Here is a 24,487-nt window from a genome sequence, read left to right as displayed (position 1 = left end):
CCCCCCAGAACTTAAGCGCCACTCAGCCGATTATTTGATCCACTCGACCTGTGGTAGCTGCATTGCCGCGACTTCACTGACCAGATAGTCGCGCAAGCGCTGGAAACGTTCCTGGTTACGCCGCGCCTTGGGCCAGACCAGGTAATAGCTGGAACCACTGGGTACCGCTGCTGGCCAGGGCAAGCCGAGGCGGCCTTGCGCCACATCCTCTGCGACCATGACCAGATCACCGATCGACACCCCGTAACCGCGCGCGGCCGCGACCATACCCAACTCCAGGGTGTCGAACACTTGACCGCCACGCAACGGGACCTGGTCAGCCAGATTCATGGCCTGCAGCCACTGGCGCCAATCACGGCGATCAGGCGTTGGGTGGAGCAACTCGGCGCTTTGCAGTTGTGCCAGGTCCCAGGCGCCATCGCCCAGGACATCGACGGCGCACACCGGGATCAACCATTCGGCGAATAGCAACTCACTTTCCCAGTCATCGGCAAAGTTTCCGCTGCTCAGCAGTACCGCGCAGTCAAAGGGCTCGTGCAAGAAGTCGACTTTATCGACATCCATCCAGGCACTAGTCAGTTGCACTTCGATATCACTGCTGAGCATGCGAAACCGCGAAAGCCGCGCCAGCAACCAGCGCATGGTCAAGGTCGACGGCGCCTTCAGGCGCAACACCCCATCATCCGCCTGCAAGGGTGCACAGGAACGCTCAAGCGCATCGAATCCTTCACGCAGGCCAGGGAGCAAGGTGCGACCGGGTTCAGTGAGCTTGAGACTGCGCCCACAACGCTCGAATAGACGACAGTCGAAATACTCCTCAAGCGTGCGCACGTGGCGGCTGACCGCGCTTTGCGTGATCGCCAGTTCTTCACCGGCCTGGGTGAATGAGCAGTGGCGCGCGGCCGACTCAAAGGCGCGCAACGCGTACAAAGGCGGTAGCTTGCGACTCATGGATAACTAAAACTCATACTAAACAGAGGTATTTTCATTTTGCAGCATGTGCCATCAATTTCACATACTGCACAGCTCAATACTCAACCTGGCCTCCACTTATGTCCCATGGCAGCTACCCTCTCCACCCCGCCATCAGCAGTGCTGCCGCGCTGCCACGCGAAGTTGATATTGTCATTGCCGGCTCAGGCATCATGGGCTGCGCAACGGCCTACTACTTGCGGCAAAAGGGCTTGTCGGTGTTGGTCTGCGACAAGGCCGGGCTGGCCAGCCAGCAATCGACCCGGGCCTGGGGCTTTGTGCGTCAACAGGCGCGCGACCCGGCCGAAGTGCCATTGATGATGGCTGCCATCGAGTTGTGGAAACAGCTTGAGCATGAGTTGCAGTTACCTTTGGAGTGGCGTCAGGACGGCTGCATGTACCTGGCTGAAAATGATGAACACCTGCGTCAGTACCATGACTGGCTGGATGTCGCCGCCAGCCATGGCCTCGACACCCGTTTGCTCAGCAGCCGTGAAGTCGCTGCCAGATTGCCTGCGCTGGCCAATCCGGCAAAAGGCGGGCTGTTCACCGCCAGTGACGGCCAGGCAGAGCCGCGCCGGGTAGCGCCGGGCTATGCATTACGCGCTGCCGAGGCCGGTGTGGTATTTGCCGAAGGGTGCGGCGTGACCGCGATCGATCGAGCAAGCGGCTCGGTTTGTGGCGTGCAAACCGAACGCGGCTATGTGAAGACCAGCCGCGTACTGGTCGCGGCCGGGGCCAGCAGTTGGCGGTTGCTGGCTCCGCTTGGACTTGAGCTTCCACAGCAGGCGCTGCGCAGCACGGTCTCGCGCACCAGCCCGGTACCCGACATTGGCGGCTGTAGTTTTATCGGCCACGGCATTGGCATCCGGCAACGCGCCGACGGCAGTCTCAACCTGGCGGATGAAGCACAAGCCGACATAGACCTGAACCTGGACTTTATCCGCGGTGCCTCCTGGTACCTGCCCTTATTGCCAGAGCATCACCGCAGCTTCCGCTTCCACCTCAATGGCGCGCTGCTGCATGACATAAAGTTGCGCCTACGGGGTGAAAACAAGGCGCTCGGCGAACGCGACCCACACGCCAGGCCCGAGCCCAGCCGTGTTCGCGCCGCTGAAAAAGCCTTGGCGCGCGCCTTCCCGGCTTTGCATGAGGTGCGCGTCATAGAAAGCTGGGCCGGTTTTATCGATGTCTTGCCCGACGGCATACCTGTACTCGATGCGCCCAGCCAAATCCCCGGCCTGCTGATTGCGACTGGTTTTTGCGGCCATGGCTTCGCCATGGGCCCAATTGTCGGTCAGTTGATGGCGCAATGGGTCACGCAGGGCAACACGTCACTCGATGTAAGCGCATTTCGTAGCGGCCGCTTTGCTGATGGCAGCGCAGGCAAACCCTATTCACTTTTCTGAAGAAGCCCTGCATGTCGAGTCCAAACCGTATTGAGTTGCTGGCTATTTTGCGTCTATCAGGCCCACTGGTAGCGGCGCAATTGGCACATGTATTGATGGTCTTCACCGACACGGTGATGATGGGCCTGCTTGGCCCTCAAGAACTGGCTGGCGGCGGGCTCGGCGCAGCGTGTTATTCGTTTGTCTCGATTTTCTGTGTTGGGGCCATAGGTGCAGTGGGCAACCTGGTTGCCATCCGCCACGGTTCTGCGGATGCGGCAGGTGTAACCCGCCTGACCCAGAACGGCTTGTGGATGGGCTGGGGCTTGGCCCTGCTGGCGGGGCTGATACTGTGGAACCTCGAACCGGCCCTGAGGCATGCGCAGCAAACGCCGGAAAACGTTGAGCGCGCCATGCACTTTCTCTCAACCCTGGTATTCGCCCTGCCCGGCTACATGACCTTTATGGCGCTGCGCGGCTTCACCAGTGCAATCGGTCGTCCCGGGCCGGTCATGGCCATCAGCATTGGAGGCGCGCTGGCCAATTTCATTCTGAACTACGCCCTGATCAAAGGTTGGTTTGGCCTGCCACAGTTGGGCCTGGCTGGTATCGGCCTGGTCACCTCGCTGGTCATGAGCGCCATGGCCTTGATTCTGGCCTGGCATGTGATGCATCACCGCGCCTATAGCGCTTACCCACTGCAGCGCGGCGTCTGGCAGCCAGACTGGCAAGAACTCAAGGAACTTATCCGCCTTGGCTTACCCATTGGCGGCACCTATGCGGTGGAGTCAGGGCTATTTGCCTTTGCGGCGCTGTGCATGGGCGCGCTGGGCAGTACGCAGATGGCCGCCCATCAAATTGCCCTGCAATCGGTGTATGTCGCCTTTATGGTGCCAGTCGGCATTTCCTATGCGGTGACCTTCCGGATTGGCCAGCATTATGGCGCTGGCCGCTTGCTTGAGGCACGGCGCAGCGGTCGACTGGGCATCATGTTTGGCGCCACCTGCATGCTCGGCTTTGCCTTGCTGTTCTGGCTCGCGCCGCAATGGGTGATTGGCTTGTTTCTCGACCGCAATGACCCGGCATTTGAGTCGATTATCGCGCTGGCCATCAGCTTGTTGGCGATTGCGGCCTGGTTTGAGCTGTTTGATGGTATTCAAACCATTGCCATGGGTGCGATTCGCGGACTCAAGGACGCCAAGACCACCTTCTACACCGGCCTGGTCTGCTATTGGCTGATTGGTGCGCCCATGGCCTGGGCCCTGACATTTGTCTTCGACTGGGGCGCGGCAGGTGTGTGGTGGGGTTTAGCCAGCGGTCTTGCCTGCGCAGCCATCAGCCTGAGCCTGGGCTTTGAATGGAAAACCGCGCGGATGCTCAAGCAAGACCCGGTCGAGACCTGCAGCAACTTGGCCTAGTTCTTCTGGCTCATGCCCGGCAGTACATTTCGTACGCCGTAGACCAGAAATTTCGCCAACTCACTCAGAGCGATGGGCTTGCTGATTAGGAAGCCCTGCGCCTGGTCACAACCGAACTGACGCAACATGGCGAGTTGCTCGGCGTTTTCAACGCCTTCGGCGACCACCTGCAAGTTGAGGTTGTGTGCCAAATTAATCATGGCCCGCACCAGCAGGCGGTTCTCCGAGCGTTCGCACATGCCGCCGACAAAACTCTTGTCGATCTTCAGCAAGGTGATCGGCAGGCTGTTGAGGTGGACGAACGAAGAGAATCCAGTGCCAAAATCATCCAGCGAGAAACGCACGCCCAACTCTCCCAAGGCCAGCATGGTCTGGCGCACATGGTCGCTGCGGCGCATGATGGCGGTTTCGGTCAGCTCAAACTCAAGCCACTGGGCATCAATCCCGCGCTCATCGATCAAGCGCTTGAGCGTTGGCAGCAGCTGGCTGTCCTGGAACTGGCGGAATGACAGGTTGACCGCCATATGCAGCGGCTCCAGCCCACGCCCACGCAGCCACTGCATGTCACGCAGGGCACGGGAGATGACCCAGTAGCCGAGCGGCACGATAAGGCCGCTTTCTTCGGCCAGCGGCACAAATTCATTGGGCGCAAGCAGGCCACGGGTAGCGTGGCGCCAACGCACCAAGGCCTCAAGCCCAACAATGTTGCCGGTTTTCAGGCAAAGACGCGGTTGATAATGCAGCTCCAGTTCATCGCGGCGCAGCGCACGGCGCAATTCGCTTTCGAGATCTGCTTGGCTACGCGCGTTGTGATTGATCCGCTCATCATAAATATACGAGGTGCAACCTTGCTGGTTCTTCGCCTGCTGCATGGCAATGTGCGCGTGCCACATCAGCGGATCAGGCCCCGCATTCGCCCGGGCGTGTGCAAGCCCAAGGCTGCAACCGAGCATAAGGCTCTCGCCATCGACCCAATAGGGCTCGGCCAACACTTCGGTTACCCGCTCGGCAAAGCGCTCTGCGCGCAGTGCGTCCCGTCGGGTATCGAGCAGCACCGCAAACTCGTCGCTGCCCAAGCGTGCTATTTGATCCCCCGATTGCAGGACCGACTTTAGCCGCGCTACCACTTGCAGGATCAGGTTGTCGCCGGCCTGAAACCCCAAGGCATCGTTTACATGCCGAAAGTTATCCAAATCCAGATGGCCAAGCGCCAGGCCCCGGCTATCGGCCGCCGCTAGCCGGGCGGTGAGCAGGGTCTGGAAACCTTGGCGGTTGGCAATTCCCGTGAGCGCATCCTGCTCGGCCAAACGGTTGAGGGTATGCTTGAGCGAACCGTGCTCTTGCACATAACGCAAGCAACGCCGCAGTACATCCGGGGTCAGTTGTGAGCGGACCAGCCAATCGTTGATACCTTGGGGCTCATCGAGAGGCTCTTGCTCGAGCAACAAGATAATCGGTAGCGGACAAACACCCAGAGAAGGCTGGTGGCTCGGCGTGGTCAACAGGACGGTGTTGCCATGGTTGCCGTACAGGTTACGCGCGATGCTCCATGAGGCGGCTGAAATAATCGAATACGCTCCGCCCCAAGGCAGCAGGCACTCATGCAAGAGCGCAGGCCATGAGGAATCCTCGGCAAGCAGGATCAGCGTTAAGGGCTCGACGAACGCAGACAAACAACCTCCCCAAAGACAAAATAATGCAGTGGCATCCTCGCCAAATGCGCCATTTTTGGCGTCTAGTCCGCACATCCCTGCTGTGCTCACGCATCCTGCTCTAAAGTAGAGCCTTCGACAAGTACCCCTCAGATGAGGTTACCCGGTTGGCGTAGGAGCTAATTGACCACGATCAAACGCCGCCGACCTTCAACCACCATACAAATGCATGTTATCGCCACGCAGACTACTGTAATTCACAGAAGAACCAAGCCCGCCTGATCTAACTCCGTGCGCTAACACACAGTTCCAGAAGGTCGAGGCACAAAGCGCTGAGCCTGTTAAAATGCGCGCCCACTCTCCATGTGATAACTGTAATGTCCCGACTGAACCCTCGGCAGCAGGAAGCCGTGAACTACGTCGGCGGCCCTCTTTTGGTGCTCGCCGGTGCTGGCTCCGGCAAGACCAGCGTCATCACCCGCAAGATCGCCCACCTGGTGCAGAACTGCGGCATTCGCGCGAGCCACATTGTCGCCATGACCTTTACCAACAAGGCCGCGCGCGAGATGAAAGAACGCGTCGGCACGCTGCTTAAAGGCGCCGAAGCGCGGGGGCTGACGGTTTCGACCTTTCATAACCTGGGCATGAACATTATCCGCAAGGAATACGCACGCCTGGGTTATAAACCAGGGTTCTCGATCTTCGACGAAGGTGATATCAAGGCGCTGCTCAGCGATATCATGCAAAAAGAGTATGCCGGTGATGACGGCATTGACGAGATCAAGAACTACATCGGCTCATGGAAAAACGACCTGATACTGCCCGATCAGGCACTGGCCGAAGCACGCAACCCTAAAGAACAGACCGCGGCCATCGTCTACCTGCATTACCAGCGCACCTTGAAGGCCTATAACGCAGTCGACTTCGATGACCTGATCCTGATGCCAGTAAAGCTGTTTCAGGAACATGCCGACATCCTGGAAAAATGGCAGAACCGAATTCGCTACCTGCTGGTCGACGAATACCAAGACACCAACGCCAGCCAGTATTTGCTGGTAAAACTCCTGGTCGGCACCCGCAACCAGTTCACCGTGGTTGGCGATGACGACCAGTCGATCTATGCCTGGCGGGGTGCGCGGCCGGAAAACCTGATGCTGCTCAAGGAAGACTACCCCTCACTGAAGATTGTCATGCTGGAGCAGAACTACCGCTCCACCAGCCGCATCCTCAGGTGTGCCAACACCCTGATTTCCAATAATCCACACGCCTTCGAGAAACAACTCTGGAGCGAGATGGGCGTGGGTGATGAGATTCGCGTAATCCGTTGCCGCAACGAAGACGCCGAGTGCGAGCGCGTGGCCATGGAAATCCTCACCCTGCACCTGCGCACCGATCGCCCCTACAACGACTTCGCCATCCTTTATCGGGGTAATTACCAGGCCAAGCTGATGGAGCTCAAGCTCCAGCATCACCAGATTCCTTATCGCCTCAGCGGCGGCACCAGCTTCTTCGCCCGCCAGGAGGTGAAGGATTTGATGTCCTATTTCCGCCTGCTGGTGAACCCCGATGACGACAATGCCTTTTTACGGGTGATCAACGTGCCTCGCCGCGAGATAGGCTCGGCGACCCTCGAAAAACTGGGCAACTACGCCACCGAGCGTAAGGTCAGCATGTACCAGGCGGCGGGCGAAATTGGCTTGGGTGAACACCTCGACAGCCGCTTCACCGAACGTCTGGCACGCTTTACCCGTTGGATGGACGGCGTACGCCAGCAGTGTGCGCAGAACGACCCCATCGCGGCGTTGCGCAGCATGGTAATGGACATCGATTACGAGAACTGGCTGCGCCAGAACGCCTCCAACGACAAAGTAGCCGATGCGCGCATGGGTAATGTCTGGTTTCTGATCGAGGCGTTGAAAAACACCCTCGAACGTGACGAGGACGGCGACATGACCATCGAGGACGCCATTGGCAAGCTGGTATTGCGCGACATGCTCGAACGCCAGCAAGAGGAGGAAGAAGGTGCAGATGGCGTGCAGATGCTGACATTGCATGCCTCCAAAGGCCTTGAGTTTCCATACGTATTTATCATCGGCATGGAAGAGGAAATCCTTCCGCACCGCTCCAGTATCGAAGCCGACACCATTGAAGAAGAGCGGCGCCTGGCCTACGTTGGTATCACCCGCGCGCGCGAAACCCTGGCGTTCACCTTCGCTTCCAAGCGCAAACAATACGGTGAGATAATCGACTGCACGTCCAGCCGCTTTCTCGATGAGTTGCCACCCGAGGACTTGCAGTGGGAAGGTTTGGAAGAAGCCCCGGTTGAAGTCAAGGCCGCTCGTGGCAATGCGGCACTGGCGGACCTGCGGGCAATGCTGAAAAAATAGACGGTTTTCTATCGCCCATTATGGGCCAGGCACTCTTGGAAAATTTGCGCGCTGGGCCGCTCCATCCCGGAACGCCCGGCGCAACTGACTTCAGAGACGCCTAAGGCCAGGCAAAGGGCAAACACCCCAGCATAGACTGGGGTTTCACACTAAATGAGGGCTGTTGCGTGGAAGCGCTGAAACAAAAAATTCGCGAAGAAGGCATTGTGCTCTCAGAGCAGGTACTTAAAGTCGATGCTTTTTTAAACCATCAGATTGATCCCAAGCTGATGCAGCAGATTGGACATGAATTCGCGGTCCGCTTTCGCGACCAGAAGATCACAAAAATCGTCACCATCGAGGCCTCTGGTATTGCTCCGGCAGTAATGGCGGGGCTGGAGCTCGGGATTCCGGTCATTTTTGCCCGCAAATACCAGTCGCTGACGCTCAAGGACAACCTGCTCACATCCAAGGTCTACTCCTTTACCAAGCAGACAGAAAGCACCATTGCCGTCTCGGCCAAACACCTGACCGCCGATGATCATGTGCTGGTCATCGACGACTTCCTGGCTAACGGGCGCGCGGCCAAAGCATTGATCGACGTGATCCAGCAGGCTGGAGCCAGCATCGCCGGAATTGGCGTGGTAATCGAGAAGTCATTCCAGGTGGGCCGCAACGAGCTGGACCAACAAGGTTTTCGCGTTGAATCACTGGCGCGTATCAGTTCGCTGGCGGACGGCAAGGTCAGCTTTCTCGAGTAAGAACAGCACTGGCGGGCAGGCTTTGCCGGGCTGCCCGCCAGCGCGTTGGCGGTCAACGCTTACCGACGCCTTGCGTAGCCTGCAAGCCCGCCAATACCAATCGCTGGTACAACTCCTCTCGCAAGCCATCTGGCTGAGCCAGGCCCATGCGCTGCAAATGGTCCATAAACGCCTCGGGCTCGGGCGCTTCAAGCGTGGCCTTGCCAAGACGCAATATCTCCGAGAGCTTGAATTTGCGCTTGAGCCAGGTCAGGGCGCGCAGCAAGTCGCGCTCCACAGGGGTGAAATCGCAGCCCAGGGCAAACTCATCGAACAATGGGCCATGCTCGGTTTGCAACGCCTCCAGGCGTTCGGGCAGGTTATTGCGGTAGGCAGGGTCGAGCTCGAAGGCTTTGTCGAGCTTGCCATTGGCTTGCGCTTGCGCGATCAACTCGGCCTGGAAACGCGAGTCACTGATCTTCAATAAGGCCTCTATCACCTGCGAATCACTTTTGCCGCGCAAATCGGCAATGCCGTATTCGCTGATCACAATATCGCGCAGATGCCGTGGAATCGTGGCGTGGCCATAGGTCCAGACAATATTTGAGCGAACCTCGCCATCGGCCTCACGCCAACTGCGCAGCAGCAATATTGAGCGTGCATCTTCAAGCGCATGGCCCTGGGCAACAAAGTTGTACTGGCCGCCAACGCCACTGAGCACACGACCGTTTTCAAGCTGGTCAGACACCGCGGCGCCCATCAAGGTCATGGTAAATGCCGTGTTGATAAAGCGCGCATCGCGGCGCTGCAACCGCTTTAACTGCTCCTGCCCGTAAAGCTCGTTGATAAAGCAGATACCGGTCATGGCGTAGCGTTGGCGTTGCTCGAAGCTCAGTTCGTTCAAGCGCTCGTAGAATGAGCGCGGCCCGAGGAAGAAACCGCCATGCAAGACCACGGCGTTATTGGCCGGCCGCAAATAGTCGACCAGGGCGTGCTGGGTCTGTGGGTTCGCCAGGTCCGCCGGCACCAAAGCCGACGGCAGCTCCAGCTGCCCTTCAACCAGGCGGATTTCATTGGTAAGCAAGCCATGGCCCTGCAACTCGGCCAAGCGGCGTTCATCAAGCCTGGAGGGCAACCCGGCATCAAGCAGGGCCTGGACACTGCGTGGCCTGCCTTGTTCATCCAGCGCCCCGTCAGAGGCCAGTTGCTGCACCAGCAACTCCGGGTATACCGCACGCCGGATGACCCCGGCATCAGCCAGTAACAACAAGCCGTTGACGAACATCTCGCTGCAGCCGTACAACCCTTTGTCAAAGGCCTCGGTACCACCAACCTGCCCCGCCAACTCGTGCCAGTCGGGTGTGCAATTCAATGCTTCAAGCAACGCCTTGTACTGGCTGTTGTTGGCATGCCGCGCCAAGAGTGCGGCGGTGACCGCATCGCCCATGGAGCCAATGCCAATTTGCAAGGTACCGCCATCGCGCACCAGGGTGCTGGCATGCATGCCAATGCAATGATCTTGCAAGCTGATCGGCATATTGGGGGTTGAGAACAAGGCCGATGTCTCAGCGTCTTGCAGTTGGATGTCAAAGCGCTCACAGGCAATCTCGGCATCACCCGCCATATAGGGCAGTTGGCTATGAACCTGGGCCAGATAGAGGATTTTCTCGCCATTGGCTCGGCGCTTGTCCAGCATCGGCAACAGGTCAAGGGTGATGTCCGGGTTGCAGCTCAGGCTGAAGTGTTCAGGTCGCAGCGGATCAGTAGCCACTAGTTGCGCCAGGACATTGAGACCCCGGCTATTGATATCGCGCGCAGCATGGCTGTAATTGCTGCTGACGTAGTTTTGCTGCGCCTGGTCATTATTGAGCATGCTTGCGGGCTGCATGAAAAACTGCTCGACCCGGATATTTGCCGGCAACTCGCCACGACGCAGGTCGCCGAGAAAGTCCAACTCGGGGTAATCGGCAAACACACGCTCCACGAACGGCTGCAAAAAACGTTGTTGCAAGCCCTGCTCGGCATGCGGGCGCCCCAGGCAAAGGGCCGTGTAGATGTTGAGTTCGCGCTCAGGCAGTTGTTTGCAGCGCTGGTAGAGCGCATTCACCCAAGTGTTGGGCTTGCCAAGGCCAAGCGGCAGGCCAAGATGGATAGGCCCGTCAATTTCGCGCAGGACTCGCTCTACAGCGTCATCAATCGAACACAATTGCGGCATCAAGCACTCCTTGCGCTTAGCTGATCTCTCCAGTTCGACTATACCCGCATCGCAATTACGCCCCGAAGCAAAAATCTATGTCAGCCCATTGCTCGCAATGACGACCAACTGCCTCTGCGGGCCAGGCGTCATGCTTCACGCCGCACGGCGGGTTTCTATACCCCGGAAACGAAAACACCCTGCGCGAGCTAACCCGCGCAGGGTGTTTCCGATGACCCGCCGCTCTGTTGCGGCGCCAAGGAAACTGTCGGCTTACAGGCCGGACATTTTCTCGATGGTCGCCTTGAGCTCTTCGTCGGAGCAATCGCCACAAGTGCCCTTAGGCGGCATGGCATTGATACCGGTGATGGCTTTAGCCAGCAGACCGTCTATACCGCCCTGCTCGTCAGCACGTTTTTTCCAGGCAGCAGTGTCACCGATTTTTGGTGCACCCAATACGCCTGTCGAGTGGCAAGCACCGCAATGGCCCGCGATGATGTCATCTGGAGACTTGGCACCGCCACCGCCTGCAGCAGCGGAAGCAATTTCAACGCCCTTGCACTCTTCGCCCTGAACACAGACTTCACCCACTGGCTTCAAACGAGCAGCAATTGCATCGTCAGTCGCTGCTTGGGCAGAAGCAGCCCAGATAGCCAGCACGGCTGCAGGAGCAACCAACATTTTTTTAATCATATTCACGCTTACACCCTCATCGTGGCTTGGTTCGCCCGCGGCCACGGTTTCGCGAGCGGGATCTAAGTATAACGAGAAGCCCTGCAAGCTGGAACACACCAAATGCCGCAGTTGCGGCCAGACTTGTCGCTCAACCGGCCCGCCGACTCGGTACAGGCTGTATTTTCGGGAGTTTCCACAGCAATAACGCGAAACCCCCGGCACAGCGTTGTTGACGAATCCGTCAGAAATTCGCCGGTGTTGTCGCGCTGATCAGCTTGGCGGGTTCATCGTAGGGGTTACGAAAACGGTGCGGTTTACTGCTCTCAAAGTAGTAGCTATCCCCCTTTTCGAGGATATAGCTTTCACTACCAACCACCAGTTCAAGCCGGCCCTCAATCAGCATCCCGGCTTCTTCGCCTTCGTGATTGAGCATCTCGTTGCCGGTATCGGCGCCAGGTGGGTAGGTTTCTGAGAGGAAGGCGATAGCACGGCTGGGATGAGCCTTGCCGACCAGTTTCATGGTCACGGCGCCATCGGAGATATCAATCAGCTCATTCGCCTTGTAGACGACTTGAGTATTGCTGTCCTGTTCCACGTCGAGGGAGAAAAACTCCACCAGCGACATAGGGATACCCGCCAACACCTTTTTCAACGAACTGATCGAGGGGCTTACACTGTTCTTTTCGATCATCGAAATAGTGCTGTTGGTGACACCCGCACGCTTGGCGAGTTCACGCTGGGAAAGGCCTTTTAACTTACGGATGGATTGCAGTCGTACACCGACGTCCAATGCTTGCGTCCCCCTCGGGAAAATACGGAAAAAGTAGCCGTATCATGGCAATAGCGTTCAGTATTTACAACAGTTTGTGCCTAAATATTGCCCATCCGAATAGTTAGAACCGCACTTTCAGTTATTAACCCCCTAAATAGAGCAATGGCACGCGGCGCAGGTTGCAAAACAACTGGTAGGGAATTGTCCCGGCATGGGCGGCGACATCGCTTGCCAGCACCTGCTTGCCCCATAATTCGACTCGGCTGCCTAGCCCGGAATCCGGCAAATCAGTCAAATCGACCGTCAGCATGTCCATCGACACCCGGCCAATCAGCCGGCTTGGCTTACCGTCAATCATCACCGGCGTGCCTGTCGGCGCATGACGTGGATAACCATCGGCATAGCCCATGGCAACTACACCCACGCGGGTTGGTCGCTCAGTGACAAAGCGCGCGCCATAACCCACCGGCTGCCCTGCCGGCAGTTCACGCACGCTGATGATTTTCGACTCTAGGGTCATTACCGGCTGCAACCGCGCGGCCACAGCCTGGGCCTGCTCAAACGGGGTTGCGCCATAGAGCATGATGCCCGGGCGCACCCAGTCACTGGGCACATCGGGCCATCCCAGCAGCGCTGGCGAATTGCGCAAGCTAACCTCGGCATCAAGACCTTCGCGGGCCTGTTCAAAAACCGCGACTTGCTCAGCACTGCACGAGCAGTCAAGTTCATCGGCGCGGGCAAAGTGGCTCATCAGTACGATTTTTTCCACCTGCGCACATTTCATCAGGCGCTGGTAAGCCGCAGCGAAGTCGTCTGGATGCAGGCCGACGCGATGCATACCGGAATCAAGCTTCAACCAAATGGTCAGCGGCTGGCTGAGGTTCGCCTGTTCAAGCGCTTCAAGTTGCCACATCGAATGCACCACACACCAAAGCCTGTGCTGCTCGATCAGCACCAACTCTTGAGGCTCAAAAAAGCCTTCAAGCAGCAGGATTGGCTGAGCTATACCCGCTTCGCGCAGTTGCAGCGCCTCTTCGATACAGGCCACCGCAAAACCATCAACTTCATCAGCAAGCGCCTGGGCACAACGAACCGCGCCATGCCCATAGGCATCGGCCTTGATCACGGCAAGGGCTTTGGCGGCCGAGATTTCACGGGCCAAACGGTAGTTGTGGCGCAAGGCATTGAGATCAATCAGGGCACGGGCTGGTCGCATAAATTGAACTTCTTGGCAGATGGCTGGCTTGATTAAAAAAAGCCCAGCGGGACTGGGCTAGATGGTGACACATGACAGTTGAAACCACTTCACAGGCCCAGGAGCCTCTGAAAACATTCGGGGCTTTACGGCAGAGCGGCAATGACGCTCATCTCCACCAGTACATCCGGGCGATACATCTTGGCCTCGACTGCAGCGCGGGCCGGTGCCGTGCCGGGTGCAACCCAGGCATCCCAAACCTGATTGAGACTGGCATAGTCACGCGCCATGTCCTTCAGATAAATAGTCACCGACAAAATTCGGCTTTTGTCGGTGCCCGCTTCGCTCAACATCAAATCGATATTGGCCAGGGTTTGCCGGGTTTGTTCGCTGGCGTCGGCGTTGTAGTCATCCGCCAACTGGCCAGCCAAGTAGACAGTGCCGTTGTGGATAACTATTTCGCTGTAACGGGTTTCAGTGCGCAGGCGCTGTAGAGCCATGTTTTTCTGCTTCCTTGGTACGGCTATAACGAGAAATATCCAGGCCTTCGGCGCTGATCTGCGGACGCTTGGACGCCATGGTGTCCGCCAGGAAGCGCCCGGAACCACAAGCCATGGTCCAACCCAGGGTGCCGTGACCGGTATTCAAGAACAGGTTGCGGTAGCGAGTGCCGCCTACAATCGGCGTACCGTCTGGGGTTGCCGGACGCAGGCCGGTCCAGAATTCAGCCTGGGCCAGATCGCCGCCCTGTGGATAAAGATCCCCGACCAGCATTTCCAGGGTTTCGCGGCGACGTGGATTCAAGCTCATGTCAAAACCGGCGATTTCAGCCATGCCGCCAACCCGGATGCGCTTATCAAAGCGGGTCATCGCCACTTTGTAGGTTTCATCAAGAATGGTCGACATCGGCGCCATATCCGGATTCACAATAGGCACGGTCAGCGAGTAGCCCTTGAGTGGATAAACCGGAGCACGGATACCCAGCGGCTTGAGCAGTTGCGGGCTGAAGCTGCCTAGCGCCAGGACATAGCGATCTGCGGTTTCCAGCTTGCCATCGATCCACACGCCGTTGACCCGGTCACCCAGCGCTTCAATACGTTCGATGTTCTGGCCGAAGCGGAACTCGACACCCAGCTTGCGAGCCATCTCGGCCAGCTTGGTGGTGAACATCTGGCAGTCGCCAGTCTGGTCATTCGGCAAACGCAGGGCACCGGCCAGTTTATCGGTAACACTTGCCAGAGCGGGTTCAACGCGAGCAATGCCCTCGCGATCGAGCAGCTCGAACGGTACGCCCGACTGCTTGAGCACAGCAATGTCTTTAGCGGCGTTATCAACCTGCGCCTGGGTACGGAACAACTGGGTGGTGCCAAGGCTGCGGCCTTCGTACGCGATACCGGTTTCGGCGCGCAACTCGTCAAGGCAGTCACGGCTATATTCAGACAGGCGAACCATGCGCTCTTTGTTTACCGCATAACGGCTGGCCGTGCAGTTGCGCAGCATTTGCGCCATCCACAGGTACTGGTCAACATCGCCAGTGGCCTTGATTGCCAGCGGTGCATGTTTTTGCAGCAGCCACTTGATTGCCTTGAGCGGAACGCCCGGTGCAGCCCAAGGAGATGCATAACCAGGTGAAACCTGGCCGGCATTGGCGAAGCTGGTTTCCAGCGCAGGGCCGTCCTGACGGTCGACCACGACCACCTCAAAACCCTGACGAGCCAAATAGTAAGCGCTGACGGTGCCAATCACACCACTACCGAGAACCAGAACCCGCATCATTTTTCTCCTCGCCGAGACTATGCACTGGCGTTTTTTGTCATGAGAGTAGATGCGGCTAGTATATGAATCATCGAGCAGTGCAATTAACTAAACATCAGCCTATATTTAGTAATAACTCTCGGAAAAACCCGCTTGGACGGAGGAGTATTTCTTATGCGCACCCAGCATCAGTCCCGCCGCGATCTGGACAAGATTGACCGCAACATCCTGCGTATCCTGCAGGAAGATGGCCGCATATCCTTTACCGAACTCGGCGAACGCGTGGGTTTGTCGACCACGCCCTGCACCGAACGGGTACGCAGGCTTGAGCGCGAAGGCATCATCATGGGTTACCACGCCCGCCTCAATCCGCAGAACCTCAAGGCCAGCCTGTTGGTTTTTGTCGAGATCAGCCTGGATTACAAATCGGGCGACACCTTCGAAGAGTTCCGCCGCGCAGTACTCAAACTGCCACATGTACTGGAGTGTCATCTGGTATCGGGCGATTTCGATTATCTGGTCAAGGCCCGGATCAACGAGATGGCGTCGTACCGCAAGTTGCTCGGCGACATCCTGCTCAAGCTGCCGCACGTACGCGAATCCAAGAGCTACATCGTCATGGAAGAGGTTAAGGAAAGCCTCACCCTGCCCGTGCCGGAATAAGCCTAGACCAGCACCTGACGAGTGGTTGCAATCAACCTGTGCACCTGCTGCTCGACCTGCGGATCAACAGGTTCATCCGGACCACGCCCATGGGGGCATGGCAGGCGCGGCGTGGTGCCAAACAGACGACAAATCAGCGGGCGCTGGTCGTACACCTCACAGCCTTGTGGTCCCAGGTGCACGCAGTTCAGCTCATCCAGCGCCGCCGCGTGCTCGGCATCGCTCTTGTGCGGCAGCCGCGACATTTCTTCTGAGGAGGCAGTGACCGGCCCGCAGCAATCGTGACAGCCAGGTATGCAGTCAAAGCGCGGAATATGCAGGCGCAGGTGATCAATCTTACGGCTGGTACAGCTCATCGAAGCACCTCTTGGCTAGGGAACCCATGGTAACCGGTTAGGACCGGATCACTGCCAACTGGCAAACAAAATCGTCGGATTATCGGTTTATTTGCCGCTGGCACTTGGCGATCAAGGAAGTCCGCGCTTATGCTTCGTAAAATTTTCCAAACATAATAAACAGGATTTCGCACATGAACGCCCGCGTTCACCAACCGGTTCACAACAATCAGCATGCTGCTTCCTATTACGCCGCCAGCGCGAATCGCACTATTGCGCTGCAACCCTTGGGAGGTGAGCTACGCGCTGATGTGTGCATTGTCGGTGGGGGTTTCTCGGGGCTCAACACGGCGATTGAACTGGCCCAGAAAGGCCTTTCGGTAGTACTGCTCGAAGCCCGCAAGATAGGCTGGGGCGCCAGCGGCCGTAATGGCGGCCAACTGATTCGTGGCGTTGGTCATGGCGTCGAGCAGTTTGAGTCGGTAATTGGCGCCCAAGGCGTGCGCGAACTCAAGCTGATGGGCCTCGAAGCCGTTGATATCGTGCGCAAGCGCGTCGAGCAATTCAGCATCGACTGCGACCTGACATGGGGCTATTGCGACCTGGCCAACAAGCCACGCGACCTCGAAGGCTTCGCCGAAGATGCCGCCGAGCTGAAAAGCCTTGGCTACCAGCACGAATTGCGCCTGCTGCAACCAAACCAAATGCACGAAGTGGTTGGCTCAGACCGCTACGTCGGTGGCTTGATCGACATGGGCTCAGGGCACTTGCACCCACTCAACCTGGCATTGGGCGAAGCCGCTGCGGCGCAAGCATTGGGTGTACAGCTCTTTGAAGACTCCACCGTCACCCGCATTGAGTATGGTGCCGAGGTCAAGGTCCATACCGCTAATGGCGTCGTACGGGCCAACAACCTGGTCCTGGCCTGCAACGCCTACCTTGGCGATCTCAACAGCAACCTTGGTGGCAAGGTACTGCCGGCGGGCAGCTATATCATCGCCACCGAACCCTTGAGCGTCGAACAAGCGCAGGCGATCATTCCAAAAAACATGGCGCTCTGTGATCAACGTGTCGCCCTGGATTATTACCGCCTGTCAGCAGACAACCGCTTATTGTTTGGTGGCGCCTGCCACTATTCAGGTCGTGACCCTGAAGACATCAGCGGCTATATGCGCCCAAAAATGCTGGAAGTCTTCCCAGAGCTGAAAAACACCAGGATCGACTTCCAATGGGGCGGCATGATCGGTATCGGCGCCAACCGCCTGCCGCAGATCGGGCGCCTCAAGGGTCGGCACAATGTGTTTTACGCCCAGGCTTATTCCGGCCACGGCGTCAACGCAACACACCTGGCGGGCAAGCTACTGGGTGAAGCCATCGCCAATCAGGCCAGCACCGGCTTCGACCTGTTCGACAAGGTGCCGCACATGACCTTCCCGGGCGGAAAATACCTGCGTTCGCCCTTGCTCGCGCTGGGCATGCTCTGGCACCGGATGAAAGAAGTGCTGTAGGCCTGGCCTAGGCAAGTGCAGGCTGCGCAATGTAAGGCTGGACCACCGACAGGCTATGCGCAACGGCGACATCTTTCTCGCCCACCGGTGCCACATAGTGAATCGCCGATGCAGCAGCCTCGGCGCCAGCCAGCTTGGCGATGATCCACGTCGCCAAGTATTGCGAAGCCATGCAGCCGCCAGCCGTGGCGATATTGCCCTCGGCGAAAAATGGCTGATTCAATACCTCGACACCCGACTCGACAACCCAGGGCTTGGTGGTCAGGTCGGTGCAGGCCGGGAGCCCATTCAAGACGCCTAATACCGAAAGCAACAAGGTGCCCGAGCATTGTGCGCAGACCAATTGCCTGGCGGGGTCCAGCTTCAAGCGATCCAGTATTGCCCGGTCCTTGGCAATCTCGCGGGTGTAGATACCGCTCCCGACCAACACCACATCGGCGCTATTGGCAAACTCCAGGGGCTGCTGCGCTGCAATCCTGACCCCATTCATTGAGGTGACATGGTCATCAGGACAGCTAATCTGCACATTCCAGCCTTGGCCTTTCATCCGATTCAATATGCCGGCGGCAATGAATGAATCGAGTTCGTTGAATCCTTCAAATGTCAAAATTGCGATGTTCATTCAGCTATCTCCAAGCCGCCGACTCAAAGCTTCCAAAACGGTAGATTGGCTTCGCGATTTGCCTGCGCGCGCGTCAGCCCGATATCCGCCAATTGCTGGTCATTGAGCGTCAACAATGCCCGACGCGTACTGATGCGACGCAGCAGGCGGGTCCAACGTGATACCGGCGGACCATAGTCTGCAGGTGTAGACATGCGCGGCGTGGCATCTTGCTGCAACTCTTGCTGACCGAGCGTCAAACGGACATCGCTTAAACCATTCATCTCCTTGCTCCTGGAATTCAGTCATTTCGAGAGTAAAGAATGGCGCTTGCAGCAAAATCATGACAGATTCAAAAAACACATATTAAAACCATACAGATATGGCTAAATGCTGACTGAATTGTAAAATCCAGGCGAAACTGTACTGGTCTGCACTCAGTTACCTAGCCTGCGAGATGCCCCATGACGCTCTATATCGACCTCGCCAACATGATCAGCTCCCGCATCGAACAGGGCCTGTATCGCCCTGGGGATCGCCTGCCTTCGGTGCGCGCATTGAGCGTCGAACACGGTGTCAGCCTGAGCACGGTGCAGCAAGCCTATCGCCACCTTGAAGACCAAGGCATGGCGACTCCGCGCCCGAAGTCCGGTTACTTCGTACCACCGAGTCGCCAGAAACCCGAGCTGCCGATGGTCAACCGCGCGGCCCAGCGGCCGCTGGATGTCTCGCAGTGGGACAACGTACTTGAACTGATCAGCATCCCGCCCGGTAGTCCTGTCTTGCAACTGGGTCGCGGCATGCCGGATATCAGCAGCCCCACCCTCAAACCCCTGCTGCGCTCCATATCGCGTCTCAGCCGGCGGCAAAGCGTGATCGAACTCAGTTACGGTTGCATCAATGGCGATCCCGCCTTGCGCGAGCAGATTTCCCGCCTGATGCTCGACTCCGGCTGCCAGATTCCGGCCGAGGATATAGTCACCACCACCGGCTGCCATGAAGCGCTATCAGCGGCAATCGGCGCAACCTGCAAACCGGGCGATGTGATTGCAGTCGATTCGCCAAGCTTTCACGGTGTTATGCAGGCACTGAAGGGCTTTGGCATGAAGGCGCTGGAACTGCCCACCGACCCCTTGACCGGTATCAGCCTTGAAGCGCTTGAACTGGCACTTGAGCAATGGCCGATCAAAGCCATCCAGCTGACGCCGACGTGCAACAACCCACTGGGCTACATCATGCCGGACGCCAACAAGCGCGCCCTGCTCGAACTTGCCCAGCGTTATGACGTGGCGATTATCGAAGATGATGTCTATGGCGAACTGGCTTACAGCTACCCACGCCCACGTACGATCAAATCCTATGACGAAGACGGCCGGGTACTGCTGTGCAGTTCATTCTCGAAAACCCTGGCGCCCGGCCTGCGCATCGGCTGGATCGCACCGGGTCGCTACCTGCAGAAAATCCTGCATTTGAAATACATAGGCACCGGCATGGCCGCGCAGTTGCCGCAGCTGGCCCTGGCGGAATACATCGCTGCCGGCCATTACGAGCCACACCTGCGACGCATGCGCAGCCAGTACGCCCGAAATCGCGACCTGATGACCAATTGGGTGAGCCGCTACTTTCCACCGGGTACGCGCGTCAGCCAGCCAGACGGGGGCTTTATGCTGTGGATCGAACTGGATCGCCAGTTCGACAGCCAGCGCCTGAATCGCGCCCTGCTACCGCACGCCATCCAGATCGCGCCAGGCAGTATTTTCTCGGCAACCGGCAAGTACCGTAATTGCCTGCGCCTGAACTACGCCACCAAGGCTACTGCAGAGATCGAGGATGCCGTGCGCAAGGTTGGCGAGACAGTTGCACAACTACTCGCCTCGCCCGATTGAGCCACCCGCGCCTCAGGAGGTAACGACCACTTGCTGCGGCTCTGGGCGCCATGCCAGCACCACAAAACCCGCTGCCCCCAGCGCCATCAACAGCGGCAAGGCATGGCCGCTGACCCACTGGCTGGCCGCACCGGTAAGCAACGGCCCAAGCAGGCAGCCAATCCCCCACAACTGAGAAACATGGGCATTGGCGCGCACCAGCGCATCGTCGCGAAAACGCTCGCCAATCTGAATCAGTGACAGGGTAAACAAACCACCCGCACTGGCGCCGAACAGCACCAGCACCGGCCAGATCAAGGGTGAATGCAATGCCAGCGGAATACTCAGGCTTGAACACAGCAGCACCACACCGCAGCCACGGAACAAATTACGCCGCGACATCAGGTCTGCCAGCCAGCCAATGGGGAGTTGCAAGACAGCATCGCCAACCACAACAACGCTGACCATAAAGAGCGCAACGTCCTGACTGAAACCCTGGCGCAATCCATAGATCGGCAAGAGCGTCAGCATCATCGACTCGAAAGCGGCGAACAAGGCTACCGCCCAGGCAATCGCTGGCATCTTGCTACAAAACCCCAACAGCCCTTTTGACGAAGCACTGTGGCCATCAACCTTGGGCGCGCCGGTGCGACCCAGCAAGATCAACGAGCCCCCAATCAGCAGGCCGGTGCCGGTCCAGAAAGCGCGATCGCTTTCAGTGCCAAGGGCATTCAAGAGCAACGGCCCTGACAGCTGGCTCAGGGCATAACCGGTGCCATAGAGCGCCACCAGGCGACCACGCCACTTTTCCACCGCCAACTGGTTAATCCAGCTCTCGCCCAGAATAAACACCATGGTCAGGGCAACGCCCAGCAGCAAGCGCAGCAATAGCCACACCGTATAGTTTTGTACCAAAGCCAGCATCGCCACCGACAGCGCGCCGACCAGCAGGCAGGTCTGCATTAACGTCGTGGTCCCCAACCGCCCCGCCAGGCGCCCGGCCAGCGAGGCACCGAGCAATACCCCAACAGCCGGGGTGGCGGCCATCACACCGATGGCGAACCCTCCATAGCCCCAACTCTCAAGGCGCAGCGACACCAGCGGCATGGTCACACCCAGTGCCAGGCCGATGCTGATCACTGCCATGGACACGGCGAAATAAGTACCCCAACGCATTACCAGGCTCCTTTTATAGTTATTGCCCTGCACCGCGAAAAGCAAAACGGCCAGGCTCTCTGGGGAAATGACTCCCCGGAAAACCCGGCCGCAGGCTTGGCTCATCCGAGCCGGCCTCTTGACTAGAGACGGACCTTAGCAAACCCCTGGAAAACCACTGCGCTCGCCCTTGGGACCAGCCCGTCGCTCGCTACCTTTTCCAGAGATCCTTCAGGCAAAGCGCGAACGCCTTGCCTGCAACTTATAATTTAATCCAAGTTGCTTTCAGTTCAGTGTACTTGTCGAACGCGTGCAGTGACTTGTCGCGACCGTTACCCGATTGCTTGAAGCCACCGAATGGCGCAGTCATGTCACCGCCGTCGTACTGGTTGACCCAGACGCTGCCAGCGCGCAGGGCCTTGGCAGTCATGTGCGCCTTCGACAGATTACTGGTCCACACGGCTGCGGCCAAACCGTAGATGGTGTCGTTGGCGATCGCAATCGCTTCCTCGGCATCATCAAAGGCGATCACCGACAGCACCGGGCCGAAAATTTCTTCCTGGGCGATGGTCATTGCATTGCTTACGCCGTCGAAGATGGTCGGTTCGACATAAGTACCGCCCGATTCTTCCATCACCCGCTTGCCACCCGCAACCAGCTTGGCGCCGTCCTTATGGCCAGCGTCGATGTAGCGCAACACGTTATTCATCTGCTGGGTATCGACCAGCGCACCGACATTGGTATCCGGGTCAAGCGGATTGCCTGCCTTCCAGCCTTTGATAGCTTCAACCACCAGCGGCAAGAACTTGTCCTTGATCGAGCGCTCGACCAACAAGCGCGAACCTGCAGTGCAGACTTCGCCCTGGTTGAAGGCAATAGCGCCAGCGGCAGATTCGGCAGCGGCCTGCAAATCAGGCGCATCGGCAAAAACGATATTCGGGCTCTTGCCACCGGCCTCCAGCCAAACACGCTTCATATTCGACTCGCCCGCGTAGATCATCAACTGCTTGGCGATTTTGGTCGAACCGGTAAATACCAGCGTGTCGACATCCATGTGCAAGGCCAAGGCCTTGCCCACCGTGTGACCAAAACCTGGCAGCACGTTGAATACGCCCGCAGGAATCCCGGCCTCGATAGCCAACTTGGCAACACGAATACCGGTCAAAGGTGACTTTTCCGATGGCTTGAGGATGATTGAGTTACCAGTCGCCAGTGCCGGGCCAAGCTTCCAGCAGCTCATCAACAACGGGAAATTCCAAGGCACAATAGCTGCCACCACGCCGATTGGCTCGCGCGTGACCAGGCCCAGCTCGTCGTGCGCGGTCGCTGCGACTTCATCGTAAACCTTGTCGATAGCCTCGCCGTTCCAGCGAATGGCATTGGCCGCAGCCGACATGTCGATATTCAGCGAGTCGCTGATCGGCTTGCCCATGTCCAGGGTTTCCAGCAGCGCCAGCTCTTCGGCGTGTTCCTCGATCAATTCAGCAAAGCGAATCATGATCTTCTTGCGCTTGGCCGGCGCCATGCGCGACCACACACCGGAATTAAAGGTGGCGCGCGCATCACGCACCGCGCGCTCGGCATCGGCCAAGTCACAGCTGGCGACATTACCCAGCAAGCGGCCATCAACCGGGCTGATGCATTCAAAGGTTTCACCAGACTCAGACGAGCAGTACTCACCATGTACAAACGCACGAGTCTCAATCTTCAACGTCTTGGCGCGCTGTTCCCAGTCGGCGCGAGTCAGGCTAGTCATGCAAGCTTCCTCTATCGGTAAAGAGTGCCGCACATCTGGTGTGCGCACTGTCAATAATTCTGTAAGGCTATTCCTGCCCGCAACACTAAACCAGAGGACTCTACATTTTCAATATATTTGACAAATAAGCCGCAAACAGCCTTGTCATGTTCATTTTATTAAACATAGACTCAGCCAGCGCCATATGCCTGACCCCGCACAACAAGCCAATACGCAGAGATGCCACAGATGAAAATTGAGCAGATTGTCGACTTCGCCCAAATCAACAGCCCCCTGGAAAGCTACCGCCCAGCGGCCGAAAAAATTCTCAAGGGCGACCCCGCACAAAGTGTACGCAATCACTACGCCAGCCCATGCGGCCAGTTCAATACGGGTATTTGGGAGGGTGCCGTCGGCCAGTGGACGGTTAACTACAGCGAACACGAATACTGCGAAATCCTGCAGGGCGTCTCAGTCCTGCGTGACAAGGACGGCAATGCCAAGACGTTGCGTGTGGGCGACCGCTTTGTGATCCCGGCGGGCTTTTCCGGCACCTGGGAAGTGCTTGAACCCTGCCGCAAGGTCTACGTGATCTTCGAACAGGCCGGCGACTGAGCCCGGCGCAACGAGCCAACACAAAAATCCCGTCATGCGCGGGATTTTTATTGCCTGGCGTTTATCGGGCAGGCTCCTGATGATTTGCCGAGGTGAAACTCAGGGCAAGAAAAAGCCCGCCGTGGTGGCGGGCTTTTTCGTCAAGCCTGTGCAACAAGAATGCTTGATCAATTACTTGATCTTGCCTTCCTTGTAGATCACGTGCTTGCGCACAACCGGATCGAATTTTTTAATTTCGATTTTGTCCGGAGTAGTGCGTTTGTTCTTGTCGGTGGTGTAGAAGTGGCCAGTACCGGCGCTCGACACCAAACGGATCAATTCACGCATGATTTAGCTCCTTAAACCTTTTCGCCACGAGCACGAAGCTCGGACAACACAACATCAATACCACGCTTGTCGATGCAACGCATGCCTTTGGCAGATACGCGCAGACGTACGAAGCGATTCTCAGACTCAACCCAGAAGCGGTGATGCTGCAGGTTTGGCAGGAAACGACGACGGGTTTTGTTGTGTGCGTGGGAAACGTTGTTCCCGGTTACCGGACCCTTACCGGTAACTTGACAGACTCTTGACATGCCTCAGCCCTCTAAAACCACATGCCCAACCCGGCATGGGTTGGCCGCTTAAATTCAGTGTCATTGGCGCAGAAGCGCCGCGTTTCTCGAGGGTCTTACCGGCCACACCTTAAAGCGCAACAACCGGGCCCCTAGAAAAGAGCGCTGCTTTATACCAGAAAGGCCATCGCACAACAAGGATTAACGCACTTCCCACTACAACGCCAGATCCTGCATTCTATCGCATCGGGCAAGCGCTGCGGGGCCTGATCACTAATTACCGCTCGTCGCCCCACTGGATTGTCTTAGTGCGCCATTATGAACTAGGG

23 protein-coding genes are annotated in these 24,487 nt (G+C 57.8%); 8 read left to right on the top strand and 15 right to left on the bottom strand.

What is annotated here, in order from left to right:
• Positions 1-30: 30 nt before the first annotated feature.
• Positions 31-951: a LysR substrate-binding domain-containing protein gene (locus CHB79_RS13055; RefSeq protein WP_089360225.1), complete on the bottom strand. Its 921-nt coding sequence runs from the start codon at positions 949-951 to the stop codon at positions 31-33.
• Positions 952-1,052: 101 nt separating this feature from the next.
• Between CHB79_RS13055 and CHB79_RS13050 the strand changes: the two genes are divergently transcribed.
• Positions 1,053-2,381, top strand: coding sequence for an NAD(P)/FAD-dependent oxidoreductase (locus tag CHB79_RS13050; protein ID WP_089360224.1), 1,329 nt, complete (start codon positions 1,053-1,055; stop codon positions 2,379-2,381).
• An 11-nt stretch (positions 2,382-2,392) separates the two neighbouring features.
• Positions 2,393-3,778, top strand: a complete 1,386-nt coding sequence (locus CHB79_RS13045) for a NorM family multidrug efflux MATE transporter (protein WP_089360223.1) — start codon at positions 2,393-2,395, stop codon at positions 3,776-3,778.
• On the opposite strand, the gene CHB79_RS13040 is transcribed toward CHB79_RS13045, so the two are convergent.
• Positions 3,775-5,451: a putative bifunctional diguanylate cyclase/phosphodiesterase gene (locus CHB79_RS13040; protein ID WP_089360369.1), complete on the bottom strand. Its 1,677-nt coding sequence runs from the start codon at positions 5,449-5,451 to the stop codon at positions 3,775-3,777. The genes CHB79_RS13045 and CHB79_RS13040 overlap by 4 nt on opposite strands.
• A 356-nt stretch (positions 5,452-5,807) precedes the next feature.
• Between CHB79_RS13040 and rep the strand changes: the two genes are divergently transcribed.
• Both rep and CHB79_RS13030 read left to right on the top strand, forming a co-directional pair.
• A complete protein-coding gene (gene rep, locus CHB79_RS13035; RefSeq protein WP_089360222.1) occupies positions 5,808-7,817 on the top strand; it encodes a DNA helicase Rep in 2,010 nt (669 codons plus the stop codon).
• A 167-nt stretch (positions 7,818-7,984) separates the two neighbouring features.
• Complete coding sequence (locus CHB79_RS13030; protein WP_010489210.1) at positions 7,985-8,557, top strand: xanthine phosphoribosyltransferase; 573 nt, start codon at positions 7,985-7,987, stop codon at positions 8,555-8,557.
• Positions 8,558-8,609: 52 nt separating this feature from the next.
• Here CHB79_RS13030 and CHB79_RS13025 read toward each other — a convergent pair whose 3' ends face one another.
• The 6 genes from CHB79_RS13025 to dadA form a co-directional block, all read right to left on the bottom strand.
• A complete protein-coding gene (locus CHB79_RS13025; protein WP_089360221.1) occupies positions 8,610-10,751 on the bottom strand; it encodes an acetyl-CoA hydrolase/transferase C-terminal domain-containing protein in 2,142 nt (713 codons plus the stop codon).
• A 252-nt stretch (positions 10,752-11,003) separates the two neighbouring features.
• On the bottom strand, positions 11,004-11,429 hold the full coding sequence (locus tag CHB79_RS13020) for a c-type cytochrome (protein WP_089360368.1): 426 nt from the start codon (positions 11,427-11,429) through the stop codon (positions 11,004-11,006).
• Between the two features lie 217 nt (positions 11,430-11,646).
• On the bottom strand, positions 11,647-12,195 hold the full coding sequence (locus tag CHB79_RS13015) for a cupin domain-containing protein (RefSeq protein WP_089360220.1): 549 nt from the start codon (positions 12,193-12,195) through the stop codon (positions 11,647-11,649).
• Positions 12,196-12,319: 124 nt separating this feature from the next.
• Positions 12,320-13,393 (bottom strand): alanine racemase, encoded by a 1,074-nt coding sequence (alr, locus tag CHB79_RS13010; protein ID WP_089360219.1) that lies wholly within the window; start codon positions 13,391-13,393, stop codon positions 12,320-12,322.
• Positions 13,394-13,518: 125 nt separating this feature from the next.
• Positions 13,519-13,872: a RidA family protein gene (locus tag CHB79_RS13005; RefSeq protein ID WP_089360218.1), complete on the bottom strand. Its 354-nt coding sequence runs from the start codon at positions 13,870-13,872 to the stop codon at positions 13,519-13,521.
• Complete coding sequence (dadA, locus tag CHB79_RS13000; protein ID WP_089360217.1) at positions 13,847-15,145, bottom strand: D-amino acid dehydrogenase; 1,299 nt, start codon at positions 15,143-15,145, stop codon at positions 13,847-13,849. Before dadA ends, CHB79_RS13005 begins: the two co-directional genes overlap by 26 nt.
• Positions 15,146-15,301: 156 nt before the next feature.
• Between dadA and dadR the strand changes: the two genes are divergently transcribed.
• Complete coding sequence (gene dadR / locus CHB79_RS12995; protein ID WP_010489204.1) at positions 15,302-15,790, top strand: transcriptional regulator DadR; 489 nt, start codon at positions 15,302-15,304, stop codon at positions 15,788-15,790.
• A gap of 2 nt (positions 15,791-15,792) precedes the next feature.
• On the opposite strand, the gene CHB79_RS12990 is transcribed toward dadR, so the two are convergent.
• The gene (locus tag CHB79_RS12990) at positions 15,793-16,146 is read right to left on the bottom strand and encodes a YkgJ family cysteine cluster protein (protein ID WP_089360216.1); all 354 of its coding nucleotides are present in this window, start codon (positions 16,144-16,146) and stop codon (positions 15,793-15,795) included.
• A gap of 173 nt (positions 16,147-16,319) precedes the next feature.
• Between CHB79_RS12990 and CHB79_RS12985 the strand changes: the two genes are divergently transcribed.
• On the top strand, positions 16,320-17,633 hold the full coding sequence (locus CHB79_RS12985) for an NAD(P)/FAD-dependent oxidoreductase (RefSeq protein ID WP_089360215.1): 1,314 nt from the start codon (positions 16,320-16,322) through the stop codon (positions 17,631-17,633).
• Between the two features lie 7 nt (positions 17,634-17,640).
• Here CHB79_RS12985 and CHB79_RS12980 read toward each other — a convergent pair whose 3' ends face one another.
• Both CHB79_RS12980 and CHB79_RS12975 read right to left on the bottom strand, forming a co-directional pair.
• On the bottom strand, positions 17,641-18,255 hold the full coding sequence (locus CHB79_RS12980; RefSeq protein ID WP_010489201.1) for a DJ-1/PfpI family protein: 615 nt from the start codon (positions 18,253-18,255) through the stop codon (positions 17,641-17,643).
• 23 nt (positions 18,256-18,278) lie between these two features.
• Positions 18,279-18,518: a DUF1127 domain-containing protein gene (locus CHB79_RS12975; protein ID WP_010489200.1), complete on the bottom strand. Its 240-nt coding sequence runs from the start codon at positions 18,516-18,518 to the stop codon at positions 18,279-18,281.
• Positions 18,519-18,698: 180 nt separating this feature from the next.
• Here CHB79_RS12975 and CHB79_RS12970 point away from each other — a divergent pair, with 180 nt between their 5' ends.
• Positions 18,699-20,120: an aminotransferase-like domain-containing protein gene (locus CHB79_RS12970; RefSeq protein WP_010489199.1), complete on the top strand. Its 1,422-nt coding sequence runs from the start codon at positions 18,699-18,701 to the stop codon at positions 20,118-20,120.
• Positions 20,121-20,132: 12 nt separating this feature from the next.
• Here the strand turns inward: CHB79_RS12970 and CHB79_RS12965 are convergent, their stop codons facing one another.
• Together CHB79_RS12965 and CHB79_RS12960 are read right to left on the bottom strand one after the other, a co-directional pair.
• Positions 20,133-21,275 carry an MFS transporter gene (locus CHB79_RS12965; RefSeq protein ID WP_089360214.1) on the bottom strand — a complete coding sequence of 381 codons (1,143 nt, stop codon included), beginning with the start codon at positions 21,273-21,275 and terminating at the stop codon, positions 20,133-20,135.
• 241 nt (positions 21,276-21,516) lie between these two features.
• Positions 21,517-23,010: an aldehyde dehydrogenase gene (locus tag CHB79_RS12960; RefSeq protein WP_010489197.1), complete on the bottom strand. Its 1,494-nt coding sequence runs from the start codon at positions 23,008-23,010 to the stop codon at positions 21,517-21,519.
• Positions 23,011-23,238: 228 nt separating this feature from the next.
• Here CHB79_RS12960 and CHB79_RS12955 point away from each other — a divergent pair, with 228 nt between their 5' ends.
• Positions 23,239-23,604, top strand: a complete 366-nt coding sequence (locus CHB79_RS12955) for a cupin domain-containing protein (protein WP_010489196.1) — start codon at positions 23,239-23,241, stop codon at positions 23,602-23,604.
• Positions 23,605-23,775: 171 nt separating this feature from the next.
• Here the strand turns inward: CHB79_RS12955 and rpmG are convergent, their stop codons facing one another.
• Both rpmG and rpmB read right to left on the bottom strand, forming a co-directional pair.
• Positions 23,776-23,931 (bottom strand): 50S ribosomal protein L33, encoded by a 156-nt coding sequence (rpmG, locus tag CHB79_RS12950; RefSeq protein ID WP_002551515.1) that lies wholly within the window; start codon positions 23,929-23,931, stop codon positions 23,776-23,778.
• An 11-nt stretch (positions 23,932-23,942) separates the two neighbouring features.
• Positions 23,943-24,179, bottom strand: coding sequence for a 50S ribosomal protein L28 (gene rpmB / locus CHB79_RS12945; protein ID WP_010489195.1), 237 nt, complete (start codon positions 24,177-24,179; stop codon positions 23,943-23,945).
• Between the last annotated feature and the right edge of the window lie 308 nt (positions 24,180-24,487).

The sequence above is a fragment of the Pseudomonas segetis genome (assembly GCF_900188155.1).
Lineage (GTDB): Bacteria > Pseudomonadota > Gammaproteobacteria > Pseudomonadales > Pseudomonadaceae > Aquipseudomonas > Aquipseudomonas segetis.
The sequence above is the reverse complement of the archived record's forward strand: the minus strand, read 5'-3'. Positions and strand labels throughout refer to the sequence as shown.